The following is a 26,224-nucleotide window of genomic DNA, read 5'->3' on the forward strand; positions in this document are numbered from 1 at the left end:
AAACGATTGCACTGAAGACGAAATAAAACGTTCCTGTACCATTCAGATAATAAGGATCACTTCCAGATACGAACAGAACCGGCCTGACACATTAAGTTTCACAGTCGGAACGTATCGCATTTCAGAAGCTGTTGTCTGACAAAACCCGCCGAACGAGCGATGCGAGTGTGTGCGTACAGCATACATCGCATGCTTCGAATACTTCGAATACGAATGGAAATCCGGAAGGCCACATGCCGAAGCAAGACCATTTTCATCGCATTAATAGGTCAATATGTTCTCGGCGATCGCCTGCTTCAACTCCTTCAGAACAAGCGTGAGAAGACGAGATACCTGCATTTCGACGTCGTCGCCCTCGAAAGTAACGAGGGCACGCACCTTGTTTCCTTCAATGCCGCCGAGCCAGTCGAGGTCTTGCGGGCGTGTCGACCACACCAGCAACGGCACGCCTCGCGGCAATCGACTCAATCGGCAATCCGTGCTCGTCGTCACCGCATCGGGACCATTACCCGGCATGAGCGACTCGCTCCATGCACGATGTGCATCGACGGGATCGTCAATCTGGAGAAGCGCGACTTCCGGCACCGCCGTGAAGCGGGCTACGATCGCCGAAACCGCGGCCGCGCCGGGGCTTCGATCAACGACGACACACACGCGCGCCCTTTCCGAAGGCGGTAACAGCCAATTCCACGTCGAAGCCCCCGACGATACCGTGTCCAGTTTCCTTGCACTCATCCCGATCACCTCGCTTGTCGTCGAAACAGTCTCGGACCGCACCCGGCGAAGCAATCGCTCGGCTGTGCGGGATTCTCTCGATGCGCTGCCTTATCGGAGATTCAACATCGATCGGCATCCGCGCAATGCAATCAAACTCAGCACGCCGAGCAGCATCAGGTAAAACGCCGGCGAGGCCAGATTGCCTGTCTGATGGATCAACGATGCGACGATCAGCGGCGCGAAGCCGCCAAAAAGCGTGACGCCGATGTTGTAGCTGATCGCCATCCCCGTCGCTCGGGTTTCTGTCGGAAATACCTCCGCCATCAGCGCCGGCAGCGCGCCAAAATAGACCGCCTTCAGCGTCCCGATCCAGGCCATCATCGCCATGAGCCGCCCCAGATCGGGATGCGCTCCGAGCAATTTGAAAACCGGATAAATGGTCAGAATGAATGCCATCCCGGCCCAGATCATCAGCCTGACGCGGCCGATCCTGTCCGACAGATAGCCGACGAACGGCGTCACGAACGTCAGGATGGCGCCGGTCAACATCGTTGCGATGAAGCCGAAACTGGCGGGCAGATGAAGCTCACGCACCGCGTAGGTCGGAATATAAAGAATGACGTAACTGGCGCCGGTGGAAAGGACGAGCGTACCGATCGCCAACAACATTCTCGCTTTCTGATTGACGAACACTTCCCTTACCGGAAACGAATCGCGCCTTTCACGCGTTGCCCCGTCGGCCTCATGCACGTGCTTTCGCAAGTACAGGCCGACGGGGCCGATCAACACACCAAAGAGAAACGGTATGCGCCAACCCCATGCATCGATCGCGCCTGCATCGAGGGTCAGGGTGAGGAGAACACCAAAACCGGCCGCGAGCATATAGCTCAACCCCTGACTCGCGAACTGGAAGCTCGCGAACAATCCCTTGCGTTCGGGACATTGTTCCACCAGAAACGCGGTGGTGCTGCCGAATTCGCCGCCCGCGGAAAAGCCCTGAAGCAGTCGAGCGCAGATGACCAGAACCGGTGCGATCACGCCGATCGAGTCATAACTCGGCGTCAGCGCGATCGTCGTCGTGCCGATCATCATCGTCACGATCGACACCATCATCGATGCCTTGCGGCCGCGACGATCCGCATACGAACCCAGCACGAGCGCGCCGATCGGTCTGGCCAGATACGAGATCGCGAACGTCCCGAACGTCAGAAGAAGGGATACCCCGCTGCTCGACGCCGGAAAGAAAGCCTTTGAAATCGAGATTGCGAAGAACCCGTAAACCAGTATGTCGAACCACTCCAACGCATTGCCGACGGTTGCGGCGGCCACCAATCGCAATACGTTAGGAGCCTGTTCTCTTGTCGGCGCGGCATCCACCATTTCCATAGTACGCATCTCATTCTCCGTTAGCTGACGATAACAAGTGCATTAAAAACTGGCGTCTTATGCCTGCACGACAAGCGCTCCTTGCTTGCGCCGATCCCGGACGGCGGATGCCGACTCTCCGAGATCCCAAAATATGCCGGCCATGATCTGTAGCGCCTCACGCGCGACGCTTCCAAGCAGGTGTTCGTTCGGTGCGTGCTGGGAGCAGGCTCCATATGAGTGCGGAATCCAGACCGTCGGAAGGCCTAGCACCTCGGAAAAGACATCGTTGGGCAGCGACCCGCCAAGATTGGGAAGCAAATCCGGATGCTTGCCGGTCGTGCGCTCGATCGAATCGAGCGCCCAGGCGACCCACGGATCTTCCGGCGGCAGGCGCGTGGCGCCCATCCGCTCGCCGATTACCACCTCGACCCTATCGAACCCGCACTGATCGAGGTGATGCCGCAGAACTTCTTCGATACGCTCGCAATCCGTACCGACGACGTATCTGAGTTGGCAATGCGCTTGCGCGACGGGCGGAATCGCGCCGACCGGGCTGGTCGGGTTACCGGTGGTAAAGGCCAGCACTTCCAGTGCGTTCCATGCATAGACACGCTCCTGGGCCGTCAGGCCAGGTTCGCCCCAATTGGCATCGACGTGAGGATCGTTGGGCCCGCCACCGACGGCAATATTCTTCAGCGCGATTCGCACCGCATCCGGAATATGCGTCGGCAACAGCGCGTCGACGAGGATCCGCCCGCGCCCGTCGACGAGCGACGAGATCGCGTTCGCGAGTACGGTTCCGGCATTGCCGAGCGCCCCGCCCCAATTTCCGGAATGATGTGCGCCCGACCGGAGCCGGACGGAAAGCGTGAAGTTGACGAATCCGCGCGACCCGAGAAAAACACAGGGGACGTTCGATCTGGCCCGCGGGCCATCCGAAGCGATCAGAATGTCGGCGGCGAGAAGATCCTTGTTCTGCTCGCAGACCGCACGCAGCCCGGGCGATCCTGTTTCTTCCCCCATCTCGAGCAGCAGCGTCGCATTGAAGCCCAGACGTCGATTCCTGGCCGCGATGACTTGCTCCAGCGCGGCCAGGTTGATCGTGTGCTGCCCTTTGTTGTCCGCCGTGCCGCGCCCAAACCATCGGTCTCCGTCAACCGTGATGTTCCATGGCGACATCTGGTCCTTCCACTGCCCGTCATAACCGCGGACGACATCACCGTGCCCGTACATCAGGATCGTTGGAAGCGAGGGATCCTCGATACGCGTGGCAATCAAGAACGGCGCGCTTCCCGCAACCGGGTTCTCGACGATACGAGACTCAAAACCCATACGGTCGATCGACGGCGCGATCTCGTCGACGAGATATGCTCGAAGCTCGCCGGCCCTTCCGGAATCCTGACTTTCCGTCATCATGCGGACGCGTCGCGCGAGATCTTTCAGGAAGCCACCCGAATCGAAATATGTTGTGGCAGAGTCGATTGCTTGGTGGCGCGTCATGGTGATCCTCGCGTGTATCGTGGAGAGCGGGTTGTTCAACCCTGATGGATCGAGCGTACGAAGCCAAAACGCGCACTACAATTGACTTTTTTGCGTGCCCTGCTTTCCAATAACGCAAACTTGGCGGCCGTCATGCACAACGCTGCACTCCGATACTTCCTTGCCGTTGCCAACACCGGTTCGCTGAGCGAGGCGTCGGAGAAGCTGCACGTGTCGATCTCGGCGCTCAGCCGTCAGATTACGAAGCTCGAGGAGGAGGTTGGCTGCCCGCTTTTCGAGCGTCAGGCGCGCGGCATGGTCCCCAACAAGGCGGGGGAGCTATTGGCTGCGCATGTCCGTCGAACCCTGCTTGAAGGTCAGCAGGTGATCGAGGAGATCAAGGCGCTGAATTCATTCGATCGAAGCACGATCCGCGTCTCGACGTCGGAGGCGTTTGCGCGAGATGTTCTCCCTCGCGCCATCACGCAATTTCTGGAAAAGTCGCCCGGCACCACTTTCGAGGTGGCCGTGACTGCACCGGGAGAGGTAACGACACACGTCCGCAGCGGCGCAGCCGATATCGGCTTGACATTCGGTGTCGTACGAGAGCCGGAGATCAATGTCGAGTACACGCAGAGCGCGCCCATTTGCGCGGTCATGCCGCGTTCTCACGCGCTGGCCGGCCACGCGACGGTATCGATGGCCGAGCTGCGTAATTTCCCGATTGCGCTGCTCGACCGCGGCACGACGATCCGTCAACTTTTCGATACGACGGCGAGCCTGGAAAATATCCTCTTCGAGCCCGTCCTGACCTGCAACAACTCGAGCACGCTGTATGCGTTCACTCAGATGTCCGGAGTGATTTCGCTGACCAGCCGCTTGACGGTGCAAGCGCGTCTTGCGGCGGACGGTCTGGTAGCGATACCGATTGATCATCCGGGCATGTCATTGCGGGCGATCCAGATCCAGACCTTGTCGGGCCGAGTGTTGTCGACCGTCTTGGTCGACTTCGTTGGCGAGTTGGTGAAGCAGCTGCATACGACCGACTAGGTACGCGACGACGCCGTATTTGTGACCACCCGGTCCCGCCACCCCATGAACTGGGGCGACAAAGAGACCACGACCCTGAGCAGAACCTCCTTTGCCGTCCGCCCAAGGACGCGCCTTTCTTTTGGTTACTTTTCTTTGGAAGACAAAGAAAAGTGACCGCCGCCCCGCGCAGGGGCGACGCTAATAGACCGTTAGCAAAGCAGGTTCAACGACAAGCGTGTGGAGCACCAACCTAAAACAATGACCCAACACCCTATTCGCCCGGAAGCCCCACATTAGTGCGCCACCAACCCGAAGACATTAGAAGATCCCGATTGCTCGCGAACTTCACTCCCCATCTCCGGCCCCTCGAGGGCCCTCAAACTTGCCTGCACAATAGCTTGAGCATCCACCTCAAAATACCTCCGCAACTGCGCCCGCGAATCGCTTCGACCAAACCCATCGGTCCCAAGCGTGACATACCGCCGTCCTTCCGGAACATACGCACGAACCATTTCCGGAAGCGCCTTCACGTAGTCGGACGCAGCGACAATCGGCCCAACCGTCCCGCGCAGCTGGCTAAAAATCCACGATGCCCCGATATCGCCAGACCCAAGCCGCCATTCCCGCTCGCACCGCGCACCATCCCGCGCCAGCTCGACATAACTGGTAATACTCCAGACGTCCGCCGCCACCTCATGTAACCGTTCGAGTTCGTCTGCCGCCTTGAGCACCTCCCCCATGATCGCGCCGCTGCCGAACAACTGAACCCGCTTCTGAAAGCGGCCTCCTTGTCGAAACAGATACATGCCTTTAACGATACCTTCATGCGAAGCATCAGCAACACTCGGCTGCGCGACGTTCTCATTGGTGACGGTAACGTAATAGAACTCGTCATGCGCATCACTCAGCATGCGCCGCAGCCCATAGTCGACCAGAACCGCCAGCTCACCGGCAAAGGACGGATCGTACGCCCGACAAGTCGGTATCGTCGACGCGAGCAGATGACTCGACCCATCCTGATGCTGCAATCCTTCTCCACCGAGCGTCGTGCGACCCGACGTAGCGCCGACGAGAAAACCTCTAGCCCGCTGATCAGCAGCCGCCCAGATCAAATCGCCGATCCGCTGAAACCCGAACATGCTGTAGTAAATATAGAACGGCATCATCGGAACACCGTGCACGGCGTAACTCGTCGCAGCGGCCGTCCACGACGAGATGGCCCCCGCCTCCGTGATACCTTCCTCGAGAATTTGACCATCGGCCGCTTCGCGATACGAGAGCATCGACGAATTGTCTTCCGGATCGTACAACTGCCCGAACGGCGCGTAGATGCCGACCTGACGGAAAAGATTCGCCATGCCAAACGTTCTGGCCTCGTCCGCCACGATCGGAACCAACCGCGGGCCAAGCTTGGCGTCCTTGAGCAGCGCACCGAGCTGCCTGACGAAGGCGGTCGTCGAACTCATGACCTTGCCGTCCGCATTGATCGAGAAGCCCGCGACGCTCGCCAGTTCGGGCACCACGAGTCGCCCGGATACCGCACGTCGCTGAGGAAGATAGCCGCCGAGCGCTTCGCGACGCTCCCGCAAGTACCGCAGTTCATCGCTATCGTGCGGCGGCCGATAAAACCGCGCTTCCGATGCCTCTTCGTCAGACAGCGGGAGCGCGAATCGATCCCGAAATGCAATCAGGTCGTCCCGCTCCAGCTTTTTCTGCTGATGCGTCGTCATGCGCCCTTGCGCGATCGAGCCCATGCCATAGCCCTTCATCGTCTTGGCGAGCACGACCGACGGTCGACCATTCCTGACCGTCGCCGCGGCAAAAGCGGCATGGATTTTCACGGGATCGTGCCCGCCGCGCCGAAGCATCGCGATGTCGTCGTCGGACAACGACTCCACCAGCGCTCGCAGTTCCGGCGTCCGACTGAAGAACGTCTCGCGATTGAACGTGCCGTCATTGGCCGACAAGGTCTGGAAATCGCCATCGACGGTGTTCGCGAAAGCGCGCTCGAGCACCCCATCATGATCGCGGTCGAGCAACGCATCCCACTCGGAGCCCCAGATGCATTTGATGACGTTCCATCCGGCGCCGGCGAACAACGCCTCGAGCTCGTCGATGACCCGGCCGTTGCCGCGAACGGGGCCATCCAGTCGCTGGAGATTGCAGTTGACGACGAATATGCAGTTGTCGAGCCGCTCGCGCGCCGCGAGCGTCAACGCGGCGATCGACTCGGGCTCGTCCATTTCTCCGTCGCCGAAAAAACCCCACACGCGACGGTCGCCGTGCTCTTTCAAGCCGCGATTTTCCATGTACCGCATGAACCGCGCCTGATAAATGGCGTTGAGCGGCCCCAGCCCCATCGACCCGGTCGGAAACTGCCAGAAGTCCGGCATCAGAAAGGGATGAGGATATGAACTCAATCCCCGGATGCCGGCAGCCTCCGCCACGATCTCCTGGCGATAACGGGACAGCGATTCTTCCGACAGTCGCCCCTCGAGAAACGCCCGAGCGTAGACGCCCGGCGCGGAGTGCGCCTGGAAAAACACCAGATCGCCGCCGTGCACCGCATCCGGGCCGCGGAAAAAATGCTGGAAACCGACCTCGAACAGATCCGCGGCGGAAGCATAGCTGGCAATGTGTCCGCCCAGTTCCCCCTGCGCACGGTTGGCGCGGACCACCATCGCGAGCGCGTTCCACCGTATCAACGCCGCGATCCGTCGCTCGATGTGCAGATCGCCCGGATAGGCCGGCTGCTCGTCGGGCGCCACGGTATTGACGTATGGCGTGACCAACGGCGGCCGCCACGCGATGCGACGGGCCTGTGCGTGCGCCAACAACGTGTCGAGAAGATGGCGTGCACGTGCCTTGCCTTCATCGCCGCCCCACGCATGCAACACGCCATCGAGCGCGTCGCACCATTCCCGGAGCTCCTCCGGGTCGGGGTCCGTCGTCGTGGTCGGGAATCGATTCTGCATGTCCATACTTGGCACCCCGAATTGGCGATATGCACGCCGCGTTCCGACGCCACTTGCAGTCGGAACGCGGCCAAACCTCAACCGTTCTTGAACAGGAAGCTGTATGCATTCAATGCGGGGACGCCGCCGAGGTGCGCATACAACACCCGGGACCCTTCCGGAAACTCGCCCCGGCGCACCTTATCGATCATGCCGTGCATCGACTTGCCTTCATAAACCGGGTCGGTCAACATTCCCTCGGTCTTCGCGCTCAGTCGAATCGCTTCGAGCGTCCCTTCCGACGGCAGGCCGTATTCGGGGCCCCCGTAGCGCGTATCCAGCACCACGTCCGCGTCCTCGATCGGTCGATCGAGTTCCACGAGGTCGGCGGTCTGGCGTGCGATGCGAAGAATCTGTTCGCGCGTCTGCTCGGGTTTGGCCGACGCATCGATACCGATCACGCGATCCGCGCGTCCGTCCGCCGCGAACCCGACGACCATGCCGGCCTGCGTGCTTCCGGTCACCGAACACACGACGATGTAGTCGAACTTGAATCCGAGTTCGGCTTCCTGGGCGCGGACTTCCTCCGCGAAACCGACGAACCCGAGGCCGCCCAGCCGATGCTCGGAACAACCGGCGGGAATCGGATACGGCTTCCCTCCCGCGCTGCGAACACTCTCCATCGCCTGTTCCCAGCTCGGACGAATGCCGATGTCGAAGCCGTCGCTGACCAGCCGAACGTCGGCGCCCATCATGCGGGACATCTGAATGTTGCCGACACGGTCATACACCGCGTCCGAGTAGTTGACCCAATTTTCCTGGACCAGCACGCATTTCAGGCCAAGATGAGCCGCGACTGCCGCGACCTGACGCGTCTGGTTCGACTGGATGCCGCCGATCGATACCAGCGTGTCGGCGCCGCTCGCCAGAACGTCCGGCACGATGTACTCGAGCTTCCGGGTCTTGTTGCCGCCGAACGCCAGGCCGCTGTTGCAGTCTTCTCGTTTCGCATAAAGATGAACTTTGCCGCCCAGCGCCTGGCTGAGGCGGGGCAACTCATGGATGGGGGTGGGTCCGAAGGTCAGCTTGTGGCGAGGAAAGCGATCGAGGTTCACGGAAGTTCTCCGAAAGATGGGCGGTGGGTTCCGACGCCTGATGTCGTCAGGGCGACCGGGCACGAAGAAATTCTAGTGAAATACCCGCGAAACATGGTTGCAAACATATATTCCTTGCCGCGCTTTGAAATACAATTTTCACCATCCCCACGAATGTAAATTTTTTTGAATCGATGAAATCGACAACAAAATTTCTCGACAAATCGCACCCGGATGACGCGAGCCACGTCGAACTTGACCGTACGGACAAAGCGATCCTGCGCGCCCTTCAGAAGGACGCATCGATCTCGAACGTCGCGCTGGCGGCGAAGGTGAATTTGAGCGCGCCGGCCTGCTTGCGCCGGGTCGAACGGCTCAAGAGCCTGGGTTTGATCCGAGGAATCGTCGCGTTGCTCAACGCGCCTGCCCTCGACGCGGGCATGGTCGTGATCATCGGCGTCGTGCTGGATCGATCGACCCCCGAATCCTTTGCCGCGTTTGAAAAAGCGGCCCAGAACGTATCCGGCTGCATGGAATGCCACGTGGTGACCGGCGAGTTCGACTACTTCATGATGCTGCGCACGCGCGACAGCGAAAGCTTCAACCGGCTCCATGCCGAGCAACTGCTTTATCTGCCCGGCGTGCGTCAGATTCGGACTTTCATGGTGCTCAAACAGGTTTTTTCCTCGACGCAGATCGCCATCTAGCGGCTGAGCAAGGCAGCCGTTTCCTGTTCACGCCGGAACAAGCAAGCAACCGCCCGGCTGGCCCGGCTCATGCGCAGCGCGCGAGGTAACGCGCGGTCGCTCGGCGCACCGCAGGTCGCACTCGCCTGACGAAACGACGCGACGCGCCGAGACCGGTTCGCCTAGAGCTGCCTACTCTCGTATTGCCGCTCGCTTGCGCCCACGCGGTCGACCCACCCCCGGTAGAACGCACGGTACTTGAGCACGAGCTTGTCGTACTTGCTGTACGCGCCGCCGCCGTCCGGCTTCATCCCGTTCCATATCTTGACGTCGTACCCCGCGGCCTGCCGGGTCTGGAGCCCGAACAGCACGTAGTCGGTCGCGCGGCGCAGGAGGCCGCCCACCTTCCTGATCGAGATGAGCATGTGCATGACGTTCTTGCCGTCGCTCACCGGCGTCACGCACTGGAGCAGCTTGTATTTGACGACGCCATCCAGCGCAACGGTCATCACGCATCCGCCGGGGTAGCCGTCGAAGTGCAGGTTCATCTGCGACATGTTCAGGCCCAGCGCGCGCGACAACATGCCCAGGGGTCCGAAGTACCGGTTAACGGTGAAGTCGATCCCGGCGCCGAACCACGCGCCCGCCCGCGCCAGCGGCTCGACCTCCGGCCACGCGCGCCAATCGTCGAAGAGCTTGAGCTCGAAGGCCGAGACCGGGAGCGCGTGGACGGGCGTCGCGTGCTGCGCGTCGTAGAAGTTCTCGACGATCCGCAACACCGCCGTGGTCGTCTCGAACGCGAAGTGCAGATGCATGAAGTCGCCGTTGTCGACGTCGGCCGCGGCGATTTCGGGCAGCGGGTGCAGCGGCTGCGCGGAGCCGTACCACACCCACACGTAGCCGTACCGCTCGGCGGTAACCCACGTCGGCTGGCGCGCCCCGCGCGGGACGGGCTCCAGCCGGCGCACCGTCTGGTTGTGGCCGGGAATATGCACGCACTGGCCGTGCTCGTCGTACTGCCAGTGGTGAAACGGGCACTGGATGCATCCGTCCTTGATCTGCCCGTCGGCGAGGTTCGCGCCGAGGTGCGCGCAGTGGCGGTCCATCACCACGGCGCGGCCCGTCGTGCCGCGCCACGCGACGCACGGCCGGCCGAACAGCGTCAGCGCGGTCGGCTTGTCCTTGAGGTCGTCGGAACGCATCGCGACGTACCAGCTCGCGGCCACGCGCGTGGTCGCGTCGTACGCCGCCGACGGATGCGCGTTGGCGCGCACTTGATTCAATTGAACGTCATCTATCATTTTCATTCCGGGTTCGGTCGACTACTTCAGCGCCAGGCCGATGCGGGTCGTGACGTACGCCCTGAGCAGCGCGAACATCGGGTTGTAGTCGAAGTACCGTTTCACCTCCGCCGGCGCGCTGGTCTGCGTCCAGTGCAGCAGCTTCATCGCCGGCAACAGGCTGTACTTCGAGTTGTTGAGCTGCGGTTTGGCGCCGGTGATGCAGTACCCGAAGCCGAACATCGGCTTCGCGAACTCCCGTTCGTTGATGAGCACGTGAATCCGCGCCGCGGCTTCCTCGGCCGACTTGAGCCCGGCGCTCACAGCCTCGACCTCGGCCTTGGCGTCGTTGAACAACTGGTAGTAGCCCTCCATGTCCGCGCACAGGAACCCGAGGTACGGTGCGTTGTCGTCGAGGTGATCGAGGTCGCGCTCGTCGCGCGACGCGCGGAACCTCGCGTGGGCTTGCACGAGCCGGAATTGCCCGAGGATCGTGCCGACTGCCCACAGCCTGTGGAACGCGTCCCACAGGCGGAAGTCCGAGAACGCCGTGTAGCAGCAACTGACGAAGTCGTCGTTGTGGTCCAGCAGCTTCTGCTGCAGGCGCTCGATGTATTCGAAGCGCTCGGGGGAAAAGTCGTCGTCGCGCAGCGCCTTGATCAGGCGCGCCGCGAGCGCATGGATCGTCACCGCGGTGTTCTCGAGCCCGCGGGAGAACAGCGGATCGATGAACCCGTTCGCGTGCAGCATCAGGCAGTAGCGGTCGCCGACGCAGGCGCTCGACGAGAACTGCAGGCGGTCGGTCTTGACCCAGTCGCGCACCGGCACGGCGTCCCGGAACTGCGCCGCGATGCTCGGGAACCGCGCGAGAAATTCGTCGAATTCCTGCTGCGCGGAGATGTCCGTTTTCGGATAGATGCGCGGGTCGAGCTGCAGGCCGACGCTCACCAGGTTGTTGGTCGACCGCGGATGGTTGTTGAACGGAATCACCCAGAGCCAGCCGCCCTCGAACATGTGGTGCAAGGTCCCCTCGTGCCACCGCCAGCGCTGCCCCTTGACCTTGAAGATGTCGTCGAACGGCTTGACCCCGAGCATGTGCGTGTAGAGGCTGCGCGAGTGCGTCTTGAAGCGGCACGGCTCTTCGCGCAGCCCGAACTTGGCCGCGAGCGGCGCGCGCGGGCCGCCGCAGTCGATCATGTAGCGGCCGGTGAACCGTTCGCCCTGGGCGGTGGCCACCGCGACGCCGTCCTTGTCGGCGTGGTATTCGGTCACGCTCGTCTTCTGGCGAACCGTGCAGCCGTACTTGATCGCGGCTTGCAGCAGGTACGCGTCGACGTCCTGCCGGTAATAGTGGCTCTCCGGCCCCCACGGCAGCTCGGGAATCACGCACTGCGTGAACTCCTTCGGGTCGTGCTCCTCGCCGGGCTTGTGGAACACGAAGCCGAAGTTGCGCTTGATGCCCGTGCTCGACGCGACGTAACGCTGCGTCGCATAGAACGACGTGATGTGGTCGAGCTCCGGAATGCCGTAGCGATCGGCGATGATGCGGTTCATCAGCGACGTCTCGGGGATCGACGATTCGCCGATCGTGAAGCGCGGGTGCGACGATTCCTCGATGATCAGCACGCGAAACCGCTGCTTGGCCAGGATGGCCCCCATCTGCGTGCCCGACATGCCCGAGCCGAGGATGATCACATCGTAGTGGTTGTTGTCGCGCCCGTTCACGGGGCTCTGCTGAGTCATGGGGCAAACTCTCCTGGTGAGATGGAACACATGGCCGCGCGCGCCAAGCCGTTAGCGCGCGTCGAGCGCGGCCCGAACGCGCGACCGCGTCGCGCGTGTGAGCGTGAGCAGATCGCCGAGCATGCTCGGTGCATACCCGCCGCTGCCGATCGTGGGGCCGCTTCGCCCGACTTCGTACGCGCGCTCGGCCAATTTGCCGTGCGGCGCGCGAAAGCGCAGCAGAACCTCGAATACGCGGTCGAGCGCCGCCAATCCGGCAACGGGCTCGCCCCGCGCGCGGGCCGCTTGCGCTTCGCCGAGCACGCGGTCGACGAGCGCCGGCCGCCCGGCGAACCGCGCGTAGATCGCCCTGAACGCGGGAAGCACGTAGGGCAGGTACGTCTCCTTGAATTCCACATAACCCCGGTGGTCCGATTGCGCGCCCCACAGCACGTGCTCCAGCACGAAAAGGGGCATTTCGACCGCACCGGGACCGAGGTAGTTCTGGCCGTCGACTCGAATCGGTTCGTAGAACGGACGAAGTTCGTCGTAGAACACCTGCACCGAGATGAAGCGATACGCGTAGACGATCGAGTCGACCATTTTCTGCAGATGGGCCGCCAGCGCGTCGCACCCTTGCGCAAACGCGGGCGAGCGCAGCGGCACGTCGGTCAGCTCGACGGTCAACGCGATGGCCGCCTCGAGGGCCGCCATCGAGATGCGCACGCTCTCGAGCAGGTGCGCCTCGTCGCGCAGCCCGGTGTAGCTGCGCTGCGCGTCGGCCGCCGCAGGGTTCCAGACCGTCACGTGCAGCAGCGTCTCGCGCGGCGGCAGGCCGGTTGCGCGCGCCAGGTCGAGCAGCACCGGCTCGAGGCCGGGCACCGCGTCCACGGGCTCGTGTCCGTGCCGCTTGAGCGACCCGAGGAAGAACCCAATGTCCCGCATCGCGGCGGCGGCTTCGACGAAGCCCCAGCCCGACGGCACGCCACGCGCCGGCAGGAACGCGCGCAACAGGCCGACGATGCCGGGCACATCCCGTTGACGGTTCAGGCCCGGCAGTTGCAGGACGAGTGCGCGCGCCTGCAGCGGATCGCAGGCCGCCACGGCGGCGTGCGTGGCCGCGATCGCGCGTACCCGGTCCGGGGCGCGCTCCACTACAGGATCTCCGGCGTCGCGAGCGTCGGCCCGGGCTGGCTGCGAGACAGCCCCGCGTCGCCGTCACGCAGCGAGCGCAGGTAATCGTGGTTCGTCGGCAACGTCGTCCGCAGACGCTCGGCCTCGCGCCGGATCCGCGCGAACATCGCCTCGGCCTTGTCGATCGACTCCGGCCGGTGCCGCAAGAGCGGCAGCGACCGGTCGGGCAGCAGCCCCAGGCCGGCAAAGATGCAGTAGTAGTTTCCGTTCAACCAGAAGTTCTTGAATTCGTAGTCGAAGGTGTCGTAGTACGTCGAATCGTCGAACGACGTGGTGGTCAGCGGCAGCCCCGCCTTGTAGCGTTCGACCTTCTCCTTGATCGCGTCCGACAGCCGCAGGTCGTGCCGGTTCGCGCGCCAGAACGGCGTGTCGTCGCGCGACGTCGTGAAATAGTGCGCCTGCACGAAATCCCGGCAGTCGTCGAACATGTAGACGATTTCGGCATTGAATGCGTCGGTCAACCGCGGGTCGAACGACGTATCGGGGAAGTGCTTCACGAGCTGGTAAAGCGCCGCGTAGATGAAGTAGATGCCCGTCGATTCCAGCGGCTCCAGAAAGCACGACGACAACCCGATGGACACGCAGTTGTTGACCCACGCCCGCTTGTTGCGCCCGACGCGAAACTTGATCTGGTTGAGCGGCTGCTTGTCCGACAGCCCCCAAAGGTCGAGGAAGTCGGCGGTGGCCTGGTCGCGCGACGTGAACTTGCTCGAGAACACGTAGCCGCTACCGAACCGGCCCAGCATCGGGATCTTCCAGGTCCACCCCGAGTTCATCGCGATCGCCGACGTGTACGGCTCGATCCCGTCGCGCGCGTCGTCGGCGGGCACCGCGCTGGCGACCGCGCTGTCGCACAGCAGGTAGTCGGACATGTCGATGAAGGGCTCCTTCAGCGCCTGGTTGATCAGCAACCCGCGCATGCCGGAGCAGTCGATGAACAGGTCCGCCTCGAGCGTGCGCCCCTCCTTGGTGGACAGGCTCGAGATGTAGCCGCGATCGTTCAGGTGAACCTGCTCGACCTCGTCGACCACGCGCTTCACCCCGCGTTCGGTGGCCCAGCGCTTCAGGAAGTCGGCCACCAGGTGCGCGTCGAAGTGCCACGCGTGGGACATCTGGCGGGTGCCGTCGGGCAGGCACGGCGCCAGCTTGGCGTCGAGCGCCTCGGTCTGCGGGTAGCACGCGTATTCCATCGGCTGCTGGAAGCCCTGTTCGCGCTTGCGCAGCCAGTAGTGGGTCAGCGGCACGCCGTCGCAGTTCGGCACGTTGCCGAACAAATGGTAGAAGTGATCGCCGCGCGAACCGTCGGGAGACTTCCGCCAGTTCACGAACCGGATGGCGGATTTGAACGCGCCGTTCACCTGGGGCATCCACTCGCGCTCCGGTATCCCGAGGAAGTCGAAGAACACCTTCTGCAAACTCGGAATGGTCGCCTCGCCCACGCCGATTCGCGGAATCGCCGCGGATTCGACGAGCGTGATGTTCGCCTGCTGCTGGAGCGCCCGGACGAGGTACGACGCGGACATCCAGCCCGCCGTGCCGCCGCCCACGATGACGATATTCTTGATCGGATTACTCATGAACGCTTCCCATAGGATTTGAAACCTGAATGGATAGTGCCGCCTGGTCGAGTTGAACGGGAAACGCGTCCGCTAACGCGCGATGACGTGTTTGGTCCATCACGACAAATGGCACCCAAAAGGCGCAGTGAATCGCAGCGAAATCAAGCAACAATGCGAATTCCCATTGCACGCGGCGGCACACCGCGCGAGGGATTCGACCTCGACAGATTGACTCTCCGGTACGGGGATCTACATTAGTGCATGAATATGGTCAGTTTCTCTAATTGTTACCAGGACTGTCATACCGCGCACTTGACCTCTGCGACACACCTTAGCAGCGTTCGCGATGGCATATCTCGAAAAATTTCATATCGATCCAAGGTGATTCAGAGAAATTCTAAATCCCGGAAAATATCGACCAAATTTCTCACAATCGACGATTTACGCTTCCCGAAACAACCAGATTTATTCTTCATTTAAATCACACAAACCCAGGGCCATACTTTCCAAGAAAATACGAAATAGCCAACTGCATTCACGCGAAAGAAATAAAGAATTGACCACTTCCAAAACAAAGATCTAGACCTTTTCGCATTTCGGCGCCCTTGATCTCGACCCCAAAAATAATCCGCGTCGTCACCGGAGAATTTCGTCATGATGTGTGCCGGCGGACACGAAGCCCGTGCGATGCAGACGGGCAAGTGCACGGAAGCGCAGATCGAACGGCCGTGCATCAAGGACGACCACTATTTCAGCGGCGCGCCGGCCTTGGCCGGACGCGAACCGCGACACTGACGAATCGAGGAGGCCGCGTGCCCATTCAGGAAGCGTTGCTGAAGATGTCGATGTACGTCTCGCTGGTGCTGATCGTGCCGGGGCCGACCAATACGCTGCTGCTGTCGTCCGGGTTGAAGGTCGGCCTGCGCGGCACCTGGCCGCTCGTGGTCGCCGAGGCGCTCGGCTACGCGATCGCGATTGCCGTATGGGGCTTCTTCCTGTCCACGTTCGCGGCCGGCCGGCCCTGGCTTTATGACGCGGTCAAGCTCGCGAGTTCCGTCTACATCTTTTTCCTCGCGCTCAAGATGTGGACGCATAGCCGCGTGCTGCAGGACGTATCAAGCGCGCCGGTGAGCTTTCGCGACGTGTTCGTCGCGACGATGATGAACCCGAAGGCGCTGCTGTTCTCGAGCACGCTGTTCCCGCTGGAGGCGTTCAGGTCCGCACACTATTTCGCGTGGGCGCTCGTCGTATTTCTGGTCGTGCTCGCGCCAATCGGCGTGGGCTGGTCGTCCCTCGGCGGACTCCTCACTTCGCAACGCGCGTGGGCCGCCCGCACGTCGACGCTGCTGCGCGGCGCGTCGCTCGTGCTGCTGATGTTCTCCGGCACGCTCGTGTACTCGGTCGTGAACCGCTGACCGGCGCGGCGCTTCCCGGCGAAGACGCATTTCGCTTCGCAAGCGTATTCGTCGTGCCGATGCGAGCATGAGCCGGCAATGCGCACGATCGGCGTGATTCTGTCGGGCAAGCCGTTCGGCCCGCTCGATCCCGCGACGCAAAAGCCGGCCAGCTTCAACGTCGATCTGGCGAACGACGTCGCGAAACGGCTCGGCGTCGACGTCGACGTCGAGTTGACGCCCGTGCAGCCGTCGAACCGCGTGCGGTCAGAGATCCAGCACCAGCCGCTCGCCGCGGCATCGCGACACGCACGGCATCATGCAATCGTTGCGGGCCTTGTCCGCCGCACTCAGGAACGCGTCCCGATGATCGGGCGTGCCCTCGAGCACGGTCGTCCGGCATGCGCCGCACACGCCCGCCTCGCACGACGTGGCGACCGCGATGCCGTGCTCGTACAGCACATCGGTGATCGACTGCCCCGGCGGCACGAGCAGCACGCGCTGCGAGCGCGCGAGTTCGATCCGGAACGCGTCGGCCTCGCCGTCGGCAGGCTGCGCGGCTGGCGCGGAAAAATACTCGTGATGAAGCCGCGCATCGCCGAGCGCCGGGCGCGCGATCGTGTCGACGGCCGCCATGAACGGCGCCGGTCCGCAGAAATACAGATGCGAGCGCGAATCCATCGCGCCGACGATCGTCGCGATCGCGTCGCGGGTCGCGTCGGGCGTCAGCCCCGTGTGCAGCGTCGCGACGTCCGCGAGCCGCGATGCGAGCGTCGCCCCGTACGCGGCCGCGTCGGCCGAACGCACGAAGTAGTGGAACGCGAGCGGCCGCCCCGCGCGCACCAGGCTATGCGCCATCGCGAGCAACGGCGTCACGCCGATCCCGGCGGCAAGCAGCACGGCCGGGCTGTCGTCCGGCGCGAGCGGGAAGTAATTCAGCGGCGCGCCGATCCGCAGCACGTCGCCTACCCGGATCGCATCGTGCACATGCGCGGAGCCGCCGCTCGACGCCGGCTCGCGCTTGATCGCGATCTCGTACACGCCGCGCTCGACCGGATCGTTGCACAGCGAATACTTGCGCGTGAGCCCGTCGCGCAGATGCAGGTCGATATGCGCGCCGGCTTCGAACGCAGGCAGGGAGAAACCCGGCGCGTCGCTGACGAGCCGCAGCGAAATCACGTCGCACGCGACGCGCTCGCGCGCAATCACGCGCGCGGCAAGCAGATCGTTTTCGATCATTGGATTCACCGTTCAGGAAAACTCACAGCAGCCCGATCAGCCGCCACCACAACGCATTGACCGGGATCACGAACACCACGCCCAGCAGCGCCGTCGCGATGCAGTACCGGAGCACCGCACCCCGGTCCAGCTGCGCGAGCGCGTTGCCGAACACGATCGGCGGCGACTGATACGGCAGGACCGTGGTCGCATAGCCCATCACCTGCGCGAGCAGGCCGGCCTTCAGGTGCAGCCCCTGCGCGAGCAGGCGCGACACGATCGGCACGTAGAGCGCCGGCTCCGCATTCGACGTGACCGCGAAGCAGACGACGATCGACAGCGCGGTCAGCGCGAAGTACATGAGCATCGGGCTGTCGCGCAGCGCGTCGAGCGCGAGCGTGTCCGGCACGCGCATGTCGAGATGGTTGACGAGCGCGGTCAGCCCGATGATCGCCGCGATGAACCACAGCAGGTCCATCTTCAGCGTCGCGGTGAAGCGCTCGAGCTGCGCGGGCGGCGACGTGCCGAAATAGACGAGCGCGAAGCCGAGCCCGACCCAGCCGGGCGCGATGCGATGCACGGCGTCGGTGAACCAGAGCGCGAGCGTGATCGCCAGCAGCACGATCGCGTGCCATTCGCGGCGACCGAGCGCGACGCGCGCCGCCGGTATCTCGACTTCGCCGACCGTATCCGCGAACAGCCACCAGGACGCGAGCACCAGCACCGCGCCGCGCACGATCACGCCGGCCGGAAAGAACAGCAGCAGATACTCGGAGAAGCGCAGATGCATCCCGTGCGACTGCTCGAGAATCCCCGCCATGATCACGTTCGGCAGGTTCGCGGGCAGCACCGCGGCAGCCAGCTCGTACGAGCCGACGATCACGAGCAGCAGGATGCCGCGCCGCCCGTTCGCGTGCGCGCCGAGCTTCACGACGTCGCAGTAGCCGATCGCGATCGGGATCAGGATCGCGATCCGCCCGAACGTCGACGGCATCACGAGCGACAGCAGGAAGCTCAGCGTCGCGAACGCGAGCAGCGCCTTCAGATACGAGCCGCCGATCCGGCGCGCGAGCGCGATGCCGATCCGTTCGCTCAGGCCGCTCTCCTTCAGCGCGAAGCCGATCGCCGCGCCGCTGAACACGAGCCAGAACGCGCTCGACCCGAAGCCGGAGAAGATCTCGGCGGTAGGCACCGACGTGCAGGTCGCCGCGAGGAAGAAAAACAGCAGCGACACCCACAGGCTCGCGACCGCGCCCGTCGCCCACAGCACGATGCAGGTGAACACGATCGCGACGATGCGGGCGTCGCCGGCCGACAGCGTGCCGCGCGCGCCGAGCGCGGCGACGCTCGCGAGCCCGGCCGCGAGCAGCGCGGCCGTGACGCGGCCGGCCGTCAGCATGCCGGCGCCGCGGCCCGGCCCGCCGAGCGCACCGCCGCTCAAGCGCGCATCACCGGCGAGTTCGCCGGGATCTCGTATTCGACGTGCGACTCGTCGAAGATGTCGCCGAATTCGCGCTGCTGGCGGAACGTCGGGTCCGGCGCGCAGCTCATCGGCAGATAGCCGCCCATCCATGCGCGCAGGTCGGTCACGTCCGGCGCGCCGCCGTATACGTTCGCGACCGGCCGCTCGCCGCGTGCGACCGCGTCGATCTGCTCCTGCAGCATCTGGCGGAACATCACGATCCCGCGATCGGACGCGCCGAGGTTCTCGCGCGAACGATCGAAGATCGGGCCCTGCGTCTCGACCGCCATCGCATCCTGGCTCATGAACGTGTCCATCAGGTAGCGGCCCGCCGCGTCGGTCCGCGCCGGCTGCCGGACGATCTTCGGCGCCTCGTCCGCGGGCGGCTGCGCGCCATCCGCGTTCGGCGCGAACGACACCCAGACGATCCGCGTCGTCGTATCGTCGACCGGCACGCGCCAGTGCATCTCGGTCATGATCCGCAGCATGTTCGGGAACACCATCAGGTTGCCCCAGCCACGGCCCTCGCCTTCGTATTCCCAGCTCTTCACGATGCCCCAGTCGAAGCGCTGGAAGCCGAACCGCTTGAACGGCTTGCCGAACCCGGACGCGTCGCGCATGCCGAGGCGCTCGAAGTATTTCGAGTGCGTATAGAAGGTGTGCGTGACGTCGACGGCGTTTTCCTGCACCTGGAACCAGTTGCACGCGAGATCGTCCTGCACCTCGAAATGGCGGACGCCGTCGTTGCGCACGAGGATGTCCCAGTTCGGAAACGCGGGCTTCTGCTCCACCGGCCCCATGTAGGCGAAGATCAGCCCGCCGCATTCGTGCGTCGCATAGCTGTCGATCAGCTTCTTGCACACGCGGCTCGCCTTCGCCGATTCGAACGGCCGCTCCACGCATTCGCCGGCCGCGTTGTACTGCCAGCCGTGATACGCGCAGCGGATCGTGGCTTCCTCGACGAAGCCGTACAGCAGCGAAGCACCGCGATGCGGGCAACGCTCCTGCACGAGCAGCACGCCGCCGTTGCCGGTGCGCGCGAGCACCAGATCCTCGCCGAGAATCCGCACGCGTTTGGTCTGACCGGCTTCGGCCAGCTCCGACGAATAACCGACCGGATGCCAGTAGCGACGCAGCAACTCGCCGCACGGCGTGCCGGGCCCCACGCGGGTCAGCAATTCGTTGGTGGCGTGGTCAAGCATGAATACACCTCTCTCTCAGGTTGTAGCGGGCTGTATCGCCCCGGAGACGTCTGCGTACCGGCGAACCCTCGAGTCGCGATACGCCCGTCGAAAAATCTATTTTTTTAGACTAAATAAAGTGAAGGAAAAATGCAAGGCGGGAAAATCCACAATTTTCGGCCCGTCATCGCCTTCGCATCGCCAGAAATCGGTCGATGTGTATAATTAAAAAGACGAACGGTACGCGCGATCGCCGAGATCGACGCGCCGCGCGTCGGCCAACCAGGAGGACAAGATGGCGATCATTGGCGTAATGGGCTCGGGCAAGAACGAATGGCCGGAGTGGGCGACGCCGCTCGGAACGTGGATCGCCGCGCAAGGATTCGACCTGCTGACCGGCGCCGGCCGCGGCGTGATGCTGTCGGTCGCGCGCGCCTACGCGACGACGCCGGGGCGCCGCGGCCGCTCGATCGGCATCGTGCCGAGCGAAGCGCACCCGCTGTTCGGCTTCGTGCCGATCGCCGGCTATCCGAATCCGTTCATCGACCTGCCTGTCGTCACGCCACTGCCGCGCAAGGAAGCGGACGCGCCGGACGACGCATTGAGCCGCAACTACGTGAACGTGCTGACGAGCGACGTCGTCGTCGCACTGCCGGGGAGCAAGGGCACGCTCGACGAGATCCGCCTCGCGACGCGCTTCGCGAAGCCGTTGATCTGCGCCGGGCCCGCGAGCGCGTTCGATGGCGTCGCGGCCGGCACGCGCATCGTGTCGACGCTCGATGACGTCTATGCATTCGTGCTCGCGCAGGTGAACCGCGCGGCAGGCGGCGCCGGCGCACACGCGCCGTCGGCGTGAACCGCACGCCTTCCGGCTCCACGGCGCGTCGGCCGCCATCGCTTCCCGTCGCTTCCCGCGTCGCCGGTCACAGCCGCGCAATCGTGTCGGCGAGCACGCGCACACCCAGCATGAAATCATCGATCGACATCGCCTCGTGCGGGTTGTGCGACCCGTGATCGTTGCGCACGAACAGCATCCCGCTTGGCACGCCCGCGTTCGCGAACAGCGCCGCGTCGTGGCCCGCGCCGCTCGGCAGCGTCGCATACGGCACGTCGAGCCGCGTGCACGCGTCGGCCAGCGCGTCGCGCAGCGTGGCATCCATGCGCGCCGGCGCGCTCGCCAGGCGCCGGTCGAAATCGAATCGCACGCCGCGCTCGCGTGCGATCGAATTGCATTCGGCGATCAGCAGCTCATGGAAGACGTCGAGCGTCTCCGTGCTCTCGCTGCGCGCCTCAAAGCTGAAATGCACCTGGCCGGGAATTCGCGAAATCGAATGCTCGTCCTGGTCGGTCGACACGATGCCGGTCGTCACGACGAGATCGATGTTGCGTTCGAGCAGCCGGCACCAGTGCTCGTCGAGCCGCGTGATCAGCTCGGCGACCGCGAAGATCGCGTCGTGCCGCAGGTCGCGCGGCACCGCGCCGGAGTGGCCGGCCTCGCCGATGCAGCTGATGGAGTTGTGCCGCACGTTGCCGCGAATGCCGGACACGACCGCGACCGGCAGCCCGCGCGCGACCATCACGGGCCCCTGCTCGATGTGGAGCTCCAGATACGCCTGCGCGCGCCGCACGTCGAACAGCGGCTTGCGCGCCCGCACCGCGTCGATGTCGACGCCCGCCGCCGCCATGCAGTCGGCCAGCGGGCGGCCGGTGCTGCGATGCTTCATCGCGAGATCGTCCGGCGTCAGCCGGCCGAACAGCGCGCTCGATCCCATGTAGGCCTTGCCGAACCAGGCGCTCTCTTCGCCGCGCAGCGCGATCACGTTCAACGGGCGCGGCGACGCGCAGCCGCCGCGCCGTTGCGCGACGAGGCACAGCAGCCCCGCGACGATGCCCGCGAGCCCGTCGTAGTTGCCGCCATGCGGCACCGAGTCGAGATGCGAGCCGACCCAGATCGCACGCGCATGCGGGTCCGCGTCGGGCAGGCTGAAGACCAGGTTGGCCGCGCGGTCGACGCGCACCGCGATACCCTCGCGTTCGGCGTGCGCCGCCAGCCGCTGCGCGGCCGCCGTTTCGCTGTCGCCGTAGCTCTCGCGCGTGACGCCCACGCCGTCGGCCGACAACACGCGGATCTCGTCGAACCACTGCTCGGCGAGCGCCGTCAGTTCGGCAAGCGGCAGCGCCGCCGCGTCATGCACGTCGTGCACGTCGATGTCCGCCGGTGCGGCCGGCCTGTCGGTATGCGCGTTCATCACGCCCCCGCCGTCGTGCCGCCCGCGCGCGCCGGCGCCGCGCAAAAGCGTCGCCAGCGCTCGCTCAGCTCCGCGTCGAGCCTGACCTGCCCGGTCAGCGACGCGATCGCGCCGATGCCCTCGTCCGCGCAAAACTGCTCGAGCCCGTCGACGATCGTGCGCATCACGCCCGGATCGCGGAACGATGCCGTGCCCACCTGCACCGCGCTCGCGCCGGCGAGCAGGAACTCGATGGCGTCGGCGGCGCTCCGGATGCCGCCGCAGCCGATCACCGGAATCGACACGGCGCGGTAGCACTGGTGGACGAGCCGCAGCGCGATCGGCTTGATCGACGGCCCGGACAGGCCGCCCATCACGTTGCCGAGCGACGGCCGGCGCGTGCGCACGTCGATCGACATGCCGAGCACCGTGTTGCCCATCACGATCGCATCGGCGCCCGCATCCTGCGCCGCTTGCGCGATCTTCGCGATGTTGCCCGCGTTCGGCGTCAGCTTCACCCACAGCGGATGCCCGGTGCGCGTGCGGATCGCGTCGACGACCTGCCGGGTCATGCCCGCGTCCATCCCGAACGCCATGCCGTCCGCCTCGAGATTCGGGCACGAGATGTTCGCCTCGATCGCCGCGACGTCCGGCCGCGACAGCGCCTCGCACGCGCGCGCGAACGCGTCCGCCGTATCGGCGGACACCGACGCGACGACCGGCGTGCCGTGGCCCGTGTACGCGGGCAGCACGTGTTCGAGATAGTCGTCGATGCCGCGGCTCGGAATGCCGATCGAATTCAGCATGCCGTCACCCGCGTCGGCGACACGCGGCGTCGGGTTGCCCGGGCGGCTGACGGGCGACACGCTCTTGATCACGAGCGCGCCGAGCCCGCTCAGGTCGAGCGCATCGCGATACTCGATCGCGAAACAGCCGGATGCCGGCATCACGGGATTGCGCAGGCGCAGTTCGCCCACGCGTACGCTCAGGTCAGCCAACTTCCACCTCCCCCTCCGTCACCACGTCGCGAATCGCGAACACCGGGCCCTCGCGGCACACGCGCCGGAATGCGCGGGTCGCGCCGTCGTCGAACATCCGCACGCACGACAGGCAAACGCCCATCCCGCATGCCATCCGCTGCTCGAGCGCGACCTCGCCGCGCATCGACGGATGGCCGGCGAGCACGCGCTGCAGCAGCGCGAGCAACCGTTGCGAGCCGCACGTGTAGACCGCGTCCGGCCGATCGCGCGCGATTCTCGCGCGCAGCAGCGCGTCCACGTTCGCGACCGCCGACGAGCCGTCGCTGTCGAACACCGCATGCACGTCGGCCGGCGCGCCGCGCAGGAATTCCGCGGTCATCAGGTCGTCCGGCGTGCGCGCCGACATCACGACCGTCAGCGCGATGCCCGCCCGCGCCGCGCGCTGCACGAGCGGCGCCATCGTCGCGAGACCGACGCCGCGCGCGACGAGCAGCAGCCGTCGCGCACCGGCGTCGAGCGTGAACGGGCGGCCGAGCGGCCCGACGATCGACAGCCGCGCGCCGACGTCGAGCTGCGCGAGCGAACGCGTGCCTTCGCCGGTCACGTTGTACAGGAACTCGATTTCGCCGGCGCCGGGGCCGACGCCGTACACGCTCATCGGGCGCGGCAGGAACGGCCGGTGCAGATCGCTGACGGGGCAGACGAGCTGATAGAACTGGCCGGCCTGCGTGACGCTCGCGAGCGGCGCATCGGCGCGCACGCGCAGATAGCGATAGCGCCGGTTCACCGCGCGATGCGCGACCACGTCGCACGCGTGCGTGGCCACCGTGGCCGCCCACGGCTGCGCGCAGGCGCGCGCCCCGTCGATCACGTCCATCGTTCTCTCCTCGTTACGGTTGGGCGGGAGGCACGCGCGTCAGTCGAGCGCGCGGTCCTTCAGTTCCGGAATCAGCGTGACCGTGACGACCATGTCGAGCACGTACAGCGCGGCCAGCATCGCGATCGCGATCTGAAACGAATAGCGCGCGGCGAGCGCGCCGACGACGAGCGGCCCGAGGCCGCCGATCGCACGGCCGACGTTCCACAGCACGTTCTGCGCGGTCGCGCGCACCGCGGTCGGGTACGCTTCGGACATCAGCGTGCCGTAGCCGCCGACCATGCCGTTCACGAACATGCCCATCAGCGCGCCGGCCCACAGCATCGTGGCCGGGTCCGTCAGCCGCGAATACACGAACACCATCGCCACCGCGCCGAGCTGGTACAGCAGGAACGTCGGCTTGCGGCCGATCCGGTCGGCCAGGTGTCCGAACAGCCAGACGCCGGCCATCATCCCGAGCACGGTCACGGCGGTCCACAATCCGGATTTCGTCAGCGAGAAGCCGAGCTGCTTCGACAGGAACGTCGGCATCCAGATCATGATCCCGTAGTAGCCGAAGTTCTGCACCGCGCACAGCACGACGATGCCGATGCTCGTGCGGGTCGTGCGCGCATCGGCGAACAGCAGCCGGAAACGCGCGCCCGTGCGCGCCGGCTGCTGGCTCCGGACGAACACTTCCGGCTCGTGCAGCTTGTTGCGCAGCACCCAGGCGACGATCGCGGGCAGCACGCCGATCGCGAACATGCCGCGCCAGCCGACGCTCTGCAGCAGCAGCGGCGTCAGCAGCGACGCCGCGAGCACGCCGCTCTGCCAGCCGAGCGCCACGTACGACGACACGCGGGCGCGCTTGGCCGCAGGCCACGCTTCGGCCGCGAGCGCCATGCCGATGCCGAATTCGCCGCCGAGGCCGATGCCGGCGATGGTCCGGTACGCGAGCAGATCCCAGAAGCCCTGCGCGAACGCGCACAGCCCGGTGAACACCGCGAAAAGCAGGATCGTCCAGGTCAGCACGCGCACGCGGCCGTAGCGATCGCTGAGCGCGCCGAAAATCACGCCGCCCGCGACCGCGCCGACCAGCGTCCACGTGACGAGCGCCCCCGCCTGCTGCGCGCCGAGCTGCAGCGACGCCGAAATGGCCGGCAGCATGAAGCCGAGGATCAGCAGGTCGAAGCCGTCCATCGCATAGCCGATGGCCGAGCCGGCCAGCACTTTCCATGCGTAGCGCGACACCCGTTCGGGCGGTGCGCCGGCGGGCGCGGCCGCGGAGGATCGAAGGTTCGCTTCCATGATTGTCCGTATCGTGAGGAGGGGAAATCGATGCCGGCGGTCCGCCTTGCGGTCGTTTGTCGTTTTTTTTAGACAGACTGACCGCAACCCGATCGTCGGCATCGCACAGCTTAAGGGCGTGGCCCGGGCAGATTCGCGCCGGCGTCGCGCATCAGACGACCAGTTCCTTCGACACCTGCGCGGCGAAACCGTTGAGCGCCGCGAGCAGCGCGTCGTCCGAGCCCCCGCTCGCATCGCTCAGCCGCCGCGCGTGCTCGCGCAGTTCGGCGAGAAACGCCTGCACCGTCTCCGTGCAGACCGCCACGCCCTCCTGCCGTTCGGCGAACGTCGCGGCCGCCTGTGCGAGCAGCACCAGCGCCGCCGACTCCCGCCCGTGCGGCGCCGCCGCGTCCCGGCAGCGCGTCGCGAACCGGTGAATGTCGGAAAAGCCGACGACGTCCTGTGCCAGCCACTGCGTGGCGTCCATAAGGTTCATGCTTTCCTCCTCGTCTAAATATTTAGACTACCCGCAT

General features: G+C 64.8%; 21 protein-coding genes. 4 read left to right on the plus strand and 17 right to left on the minus strand.

Features of this window, described 5'->3' with window-relative positions:
* Nucleotides 1-261: 261 nt before the first annotated feature.
* The 3 genes from HWX14_RS27140 to HWX14_RS27150 all read right to left on the minus strand — a co-directional run bounded on the left by HWX14_RS27140 (nt 262) and on the right by HWX14_RS27150 (nt 3,585).
* On the minus strand, nt 262-654 hold the full coding sequence (locus HWX14_RS27140) for a hypothetical protein (protein WP_175885401.1): 393 nt from the start codon (nt 652-654) through the stop codon (nt 262-264).
* 171 nt (nt 655-825) lie between these two features.
* Nucleotides 826-2,112, minus strand: coding sequence for an MFS transporter (locus HWX14_RS27145; RefSeq protein ID WP_175885402.1), 1,287 nt, complete (start codon nt 2,110-2,112; stop codon nt 826-828).
* A gap of 48 nt (nt 2,113-2,160) precedes the next feature.
* Nucleotides 2,161-3,585, minus strand: a complete 1,425-nt coding sequence (locus HWX14_RS27150) for a M20 family metallopeptidase (RefSeq protein ID WP_175885403.1) — start codon at nt 3,583-3,585, stop codon at nt 2,161-2,163.
* Between the two features lie 132 nt (nt 3,586-3,717).
* Here HWX14_RS27150 and HWX14_RS27155 point away from each other — a divergent pair, with 132 nt between their 5' ends.
* A complete protein-coding gene (locus tag HWX14_RS27155) occupies nt 3,718-4,614 on the plus strand; it encodes a LysR family transcriptional regulator (protein ID WP_175885404.1) in 897 nt (298 codons plus the stop codon).
* Between the two features lie 275 nt (nt 4,615-4,889).
* Here HWX14_RS27155 and mdeB read toward each other — a convergent pair whose 3' ends face one another.
* Together mdeB and HWX14_RS27165 are read right to left on the minus strand one after the other, a co-directional pair.
* Complete coding sequence (gene mdeB, locus HWX14_RS27160) at nt 4,890-7,577, minus strand: alpha-ketoglutarate dehydrogenase (RefSeq protein ID WP_175885405.1); 2,688 nt, start codon at nt 7,575-7,577, stop codon at nt 4,890-4,892.
* Nucleotides 7,578-7,648: 71 nt separating this feature from the next.
* The gene (locus HWX14_RS27165; RefSeq protein ID WP_175885406.1) at nt 7,649-8,665 is read right to left on the minus strand and encodes a 1-aminocyclopropane-1-carboxylate deaminase; all 1,017 of its coding nucleotides are present in this window, start codon (nt 8,663-8,665) and stop codon (nt 7,649-7,651) included.
* Between the two features lie 173 nt (nt 8,666-8,838).
* Between HWX14_RS27165 and HWX14_RS27170 the strand changes: the two genes are divergently transcribed.
* On the plus strand, nt 8,839-9,351 hold the full coding sequence (locus HWX14_RS27170; RefSeq protein WP_175885407.1) for an Lrp/AsnC ligand binding domain-containing protein: 513 nt from the start codon (nt 8,839-8,841) through the stop codon (nt 9,349-9,351).
* A gap of 161 nt (nt 9,352-9,512) precedes the next feature.
* On the opposite strand, the gene HWX14_RS27175 is transcribed toward HWX14_RS27170, so the two are convergent.
* From HWX14_RS27175 to HWX14_RS27190, 4 genes are read right to left on the minus strand one after another with little or no spacing between them, the layout of a single operon-like run.
* A complete protein-coding gene (locus HWX14_RS27175; RefSeq protein WP_175885584.1) occupies nt 9,513-10,628 on the minus strand; it encodes a Rieske 2Fe-2S domain-containing protein in 1,116 nt (371 codons plus the stop codon).
* Nucleotides 10,629-10,652: 24 nt separating this feature from the next.
* Entirely contained in the window at nt 10,653-12,353 is a 1,701-nt protein-coding gene (locus HWX14_RS27180) for a tryptophan 7-halogenase (protein ID WP_175885408.1), read from the minus strand.
* Between the two features lie 51 nt (nt 12,354-12,404).
* Entirely contained in the window at nt 12,405-13,487 is a 1,083-nt protein-coding gene (locus HWX14_RS27185) for a monodechloroaminopyrrolnitrin synthase PrnB family protein (RefSeq protein WP_175885409.1), read from the minus strand.
* Nucleotides 13,487-15,103 (minus strand): tryptophan halogenase family protein, encoded by a 1,617-nt coding sequence (locus tag HWX14_RS27190; RefSeq protein WP_175885410.1) that lies wholly within the window; start codon nt 15,101-15,103, stop codon nt 13,487-13,489. Before HWX14_RS27190 ends, HWX14_RS27185 begins: the two co-directional genes overlap by 1 nt.
* A 794-nt stretch (nt 15,104-15,897) precedes the next feature.
* Between HWX14_RS27190 and HWX14_RS27195 the strand changes: the two genes are divergently transcribed.
* Nucleotides 15,898-16,500 carry a LysE family translocator gene (locus HWX14_RS27195; RefSeq protein ID WP_175885411.1) on the plus strand — a complete coding sequence of 201 codons (603 nt, stop codon included), beginning with the start codon at nt 15,898-15,900 and terminating at the stop codon, nt 16,498-16,500.
* Nucleotides 16,501-16,746: 246 nt separating this feature from the next.
* Here HWX14_RS27195 and HWX14_RS27200 read toward each other — a convergent pair whose 3' ends face one another.
* Genes HWX14_RS27200 through HWX14_RS27210 form a run of 3 tightly spaced genes read right to left on the minus strand, consistent with a single transcriptional unit; the run spans nt 16,747 to nt 20,361 of the window.
* Nucleotides 16,747-17,718: a PDR/VanB family oxidoreductase gene (locus tag HWX14_RS27200; protein WP_175885412.1), complete on the minus strand. Its 972-nt coding sequence runs from the start codon at nt 17,716-17,718 to the stop codon at nt 16,747-16,749.
* Nucleotides 17,719-17,740: 22 nt separating this feature from the next.
* Complete coding sequence (locus tag HWX14_RS27205) at nt 17,741-19,138, minus strand: SLC13 family permease (protein WP_175885413.1); 1,398 nt, start codon at nt 19,136-19,138, stop codon at nt 17,741-17,743.
* Nucleotides 19,135-20,361: an aromatic ring-hydroxylating dioxygenase subunit alpha gene (locus tag HWX14_RS27210; RefSeq protein ID WP_175885414.1), complete on the minus strand. Its 1,227-nt coding sequence runs from the start codon at nt 20,359-20,361 to the stop codon at nt 19,135-19,137. Before HWX14_RS27210 ends, HWX14_RS27205 begins: the two co-directional genes overlap by 4 nt.
* 274 nt (nt 20,362-20,635) lie before the next feature.
* On the opposite strand from HWX14_RS27210, the gene HWX14_RS27215 reads away from it, so the two are divergent.
* Nucleotides 20,636-21,196: a DNA-binding protein gene (locus HWX14_RS27215; protein WP_175885415.1), complete on the plus strand. Its 561-nt coding sequence runs from the start codon at nt 20,636-20,638 to the stop codon at nt 21,194-21,196.
* A 67-nt stretch (nt 21,197-21,263) separates the two neighbouring features.
* Here HWX14_RS27215 and HWX14_RS27220 read toward each other — a convergent pair whose 3' ends face one another.
* From HWX14_RS27220 to HWX14_RS27240, 5 genes are all read right to left on the minus strand, one after another.
* Nucleotides 21,264-22,589, minus strand: coding sequence for a hydantoinase/carbamoylase family amidase (locus HWX14_RS27220; protein WP_175885416.1), 1,326 nt, complete (start codon nt 22,587-22,589; stop codon nt 21,264-21,266).
* Nucleotides 22,589-23,566: a dihydroorotate dehydrogenase gene (locus HWX14_RS27225; RefSeq protein ID WP_175885417.1), complete on the minus strand. Its 978-nt coding sequence runs from the start codon at nt 23,564-23,566 to the stop codon at nt 22,589-22,591. The genes HWX14_RS27220 and HWX14_RS27225 overlap by 1 nt, the downstream gene beginning before the upstream one ends.
* Nucleotides 23,559-24,425 (minus strand): dihydroorotate dehydrogenase electron transfer subunit, encoded by an 867-nt coding sequence (locus HWX14_RS27230; protein WP_175885418.1) that lies wholly within the window; start codon nt 24,423-24,425, stop codon nt 23,559-23,561. The genes HWX14_RS27225 and HWX14_RS27230 overlap by 8 nt, the downstream gene beginning before the upstream one ends.
* A 39-nt stretch (nt 24,426-24,464) precedes the next feature.
* Nucleotides 24,465-25,712, minus strand: a complete 1,248-nt coding sequence (locus HWX14_RS27235) for an MFS transporter (protein ID WP_175885419.1) — start codon at nt 25,710-25,712, stop codon at nt 24,465-24,467.
* 151 nt (nt 25,713-25,863) lie between these two features.
* On the minus strand, nt 25,864-26,187 hold the full coding sequence (locus HWX14_RS27240; RefSeq protein ID WP_175885420.1) for a hypothetical protein: 324 nt from the start codon (nt 26,185-26,187) through the stop codon (nt 25,864-25,866).
* Nucleotides 26,188-26,224: the final 37 nt, after the last annotated feature.

This window comes from Burkholderia sp. BCC0044 (assembly GCF_902832955.1).
Classification (GTDB): domain Bacteria; phylum Pseudomonadota; class Gammaproteobacteria; order Burkholderiales; family Burkholderiaceae; genus Burkholderia.

Bases quoted from the DNA above. Each gene is read 5' to 3' on its own strand.
- HWX14_RS27145 (WP_175885402.1), bottom strand. From the start codon at position 2,112: ATGCGTACTATGGAAATGGTGGATGCCGCGCCGACAAGAGAACAGGCT.
- HWX14_RS27150 (WP_175885403.1), bottom strand. From the start codon at position 3,585: ATGACGCGCCACCAAGCAATCGACTCTGCCACAACATATTTCGATTCG.
- HWX14_RS27155 (WP_175885404.1), top strand. From the start codon at position 3,718: ATGCACAACGCTGCACTCCGATACTTCCTTGCCGTTGCCAACACCGGT.
- mdeB (WP_175885405.1), bottom strand. From the start codon at position 7,577: ATGGACATGCAGAATCGATTCCCGACCACGACGACGGACCCCGACCCG.
- HWX14_RS27170 (WP_175885407.1), top strand. From the start codon at position 8,839: ATGAAATCGACAACAAAATTTCTCGACAAATCGCACCCGGATGACGCG.
- HWX14_RS27180 (WP_175885408.1), bottom strand. From the start codon at position 12,353: ATGACTCAGCAGAGCCCCGTGAACGGGCGCGACAACAACCACTACGAT.
- HWX14_RS27190 (WP_175885410.1), bottom strand. From the start codon at position 15,103: ATGAGTAATCCGATCAAGAATATCGTCATCGTGGGCGGCGGCACGGCG.
- HWX14_RS27200 (WP_175885412.1), bottom strand. From the start codon at position 17,718: ATGATCGAAAACGATCTGCTTGCCGCGCGCGTGATTGCGCGCGAGCGC.
- HWX14_RS27210 (WP_175885414.1), bottom strand. From the start codon at position 20,361: ATGCTTGACCACGCCACCAACGAATTGCTGACCCGCGTGGGGCCCGGC.
- HWX14_RS27215 (WP_175885415.1), top strand. From the start codon at position 20,636: ATGGCGATCATTGGCGTAATGGGCTCGGGCAAGAACGAATGGCCGGAG.
- HWX14_RS27220 (WP_175885416.1), bottom strand. From the start codon at position 22,589: ATGAACGCGCATACCGACAGGCCGGCCGCACCGGCGGACATCGACGTG.
- HWX14_RS27230 (WP_175885418.1), bottom strand. From the start codon at position 24,425: ATGGACGTGATCGACGGGGCGCGCGCCTGCGCGCAGCCGTGGGCGGCC.
- HWX14_RS27235 (WP_175885419.1), bottom strand. From the start codon at position 25,712: ATGGAAGCGAACCTTCGATCCTCCGCGGCCGCGCCCGCCGGCGCACCG.
- HWX14_RS27240 (WP_175885420.1), bottom strand. From the start codon at position 26,187: ATGAACCTTATGGACGCCACGCAGTGGCTGGCACAGGACGTCGTCGGC.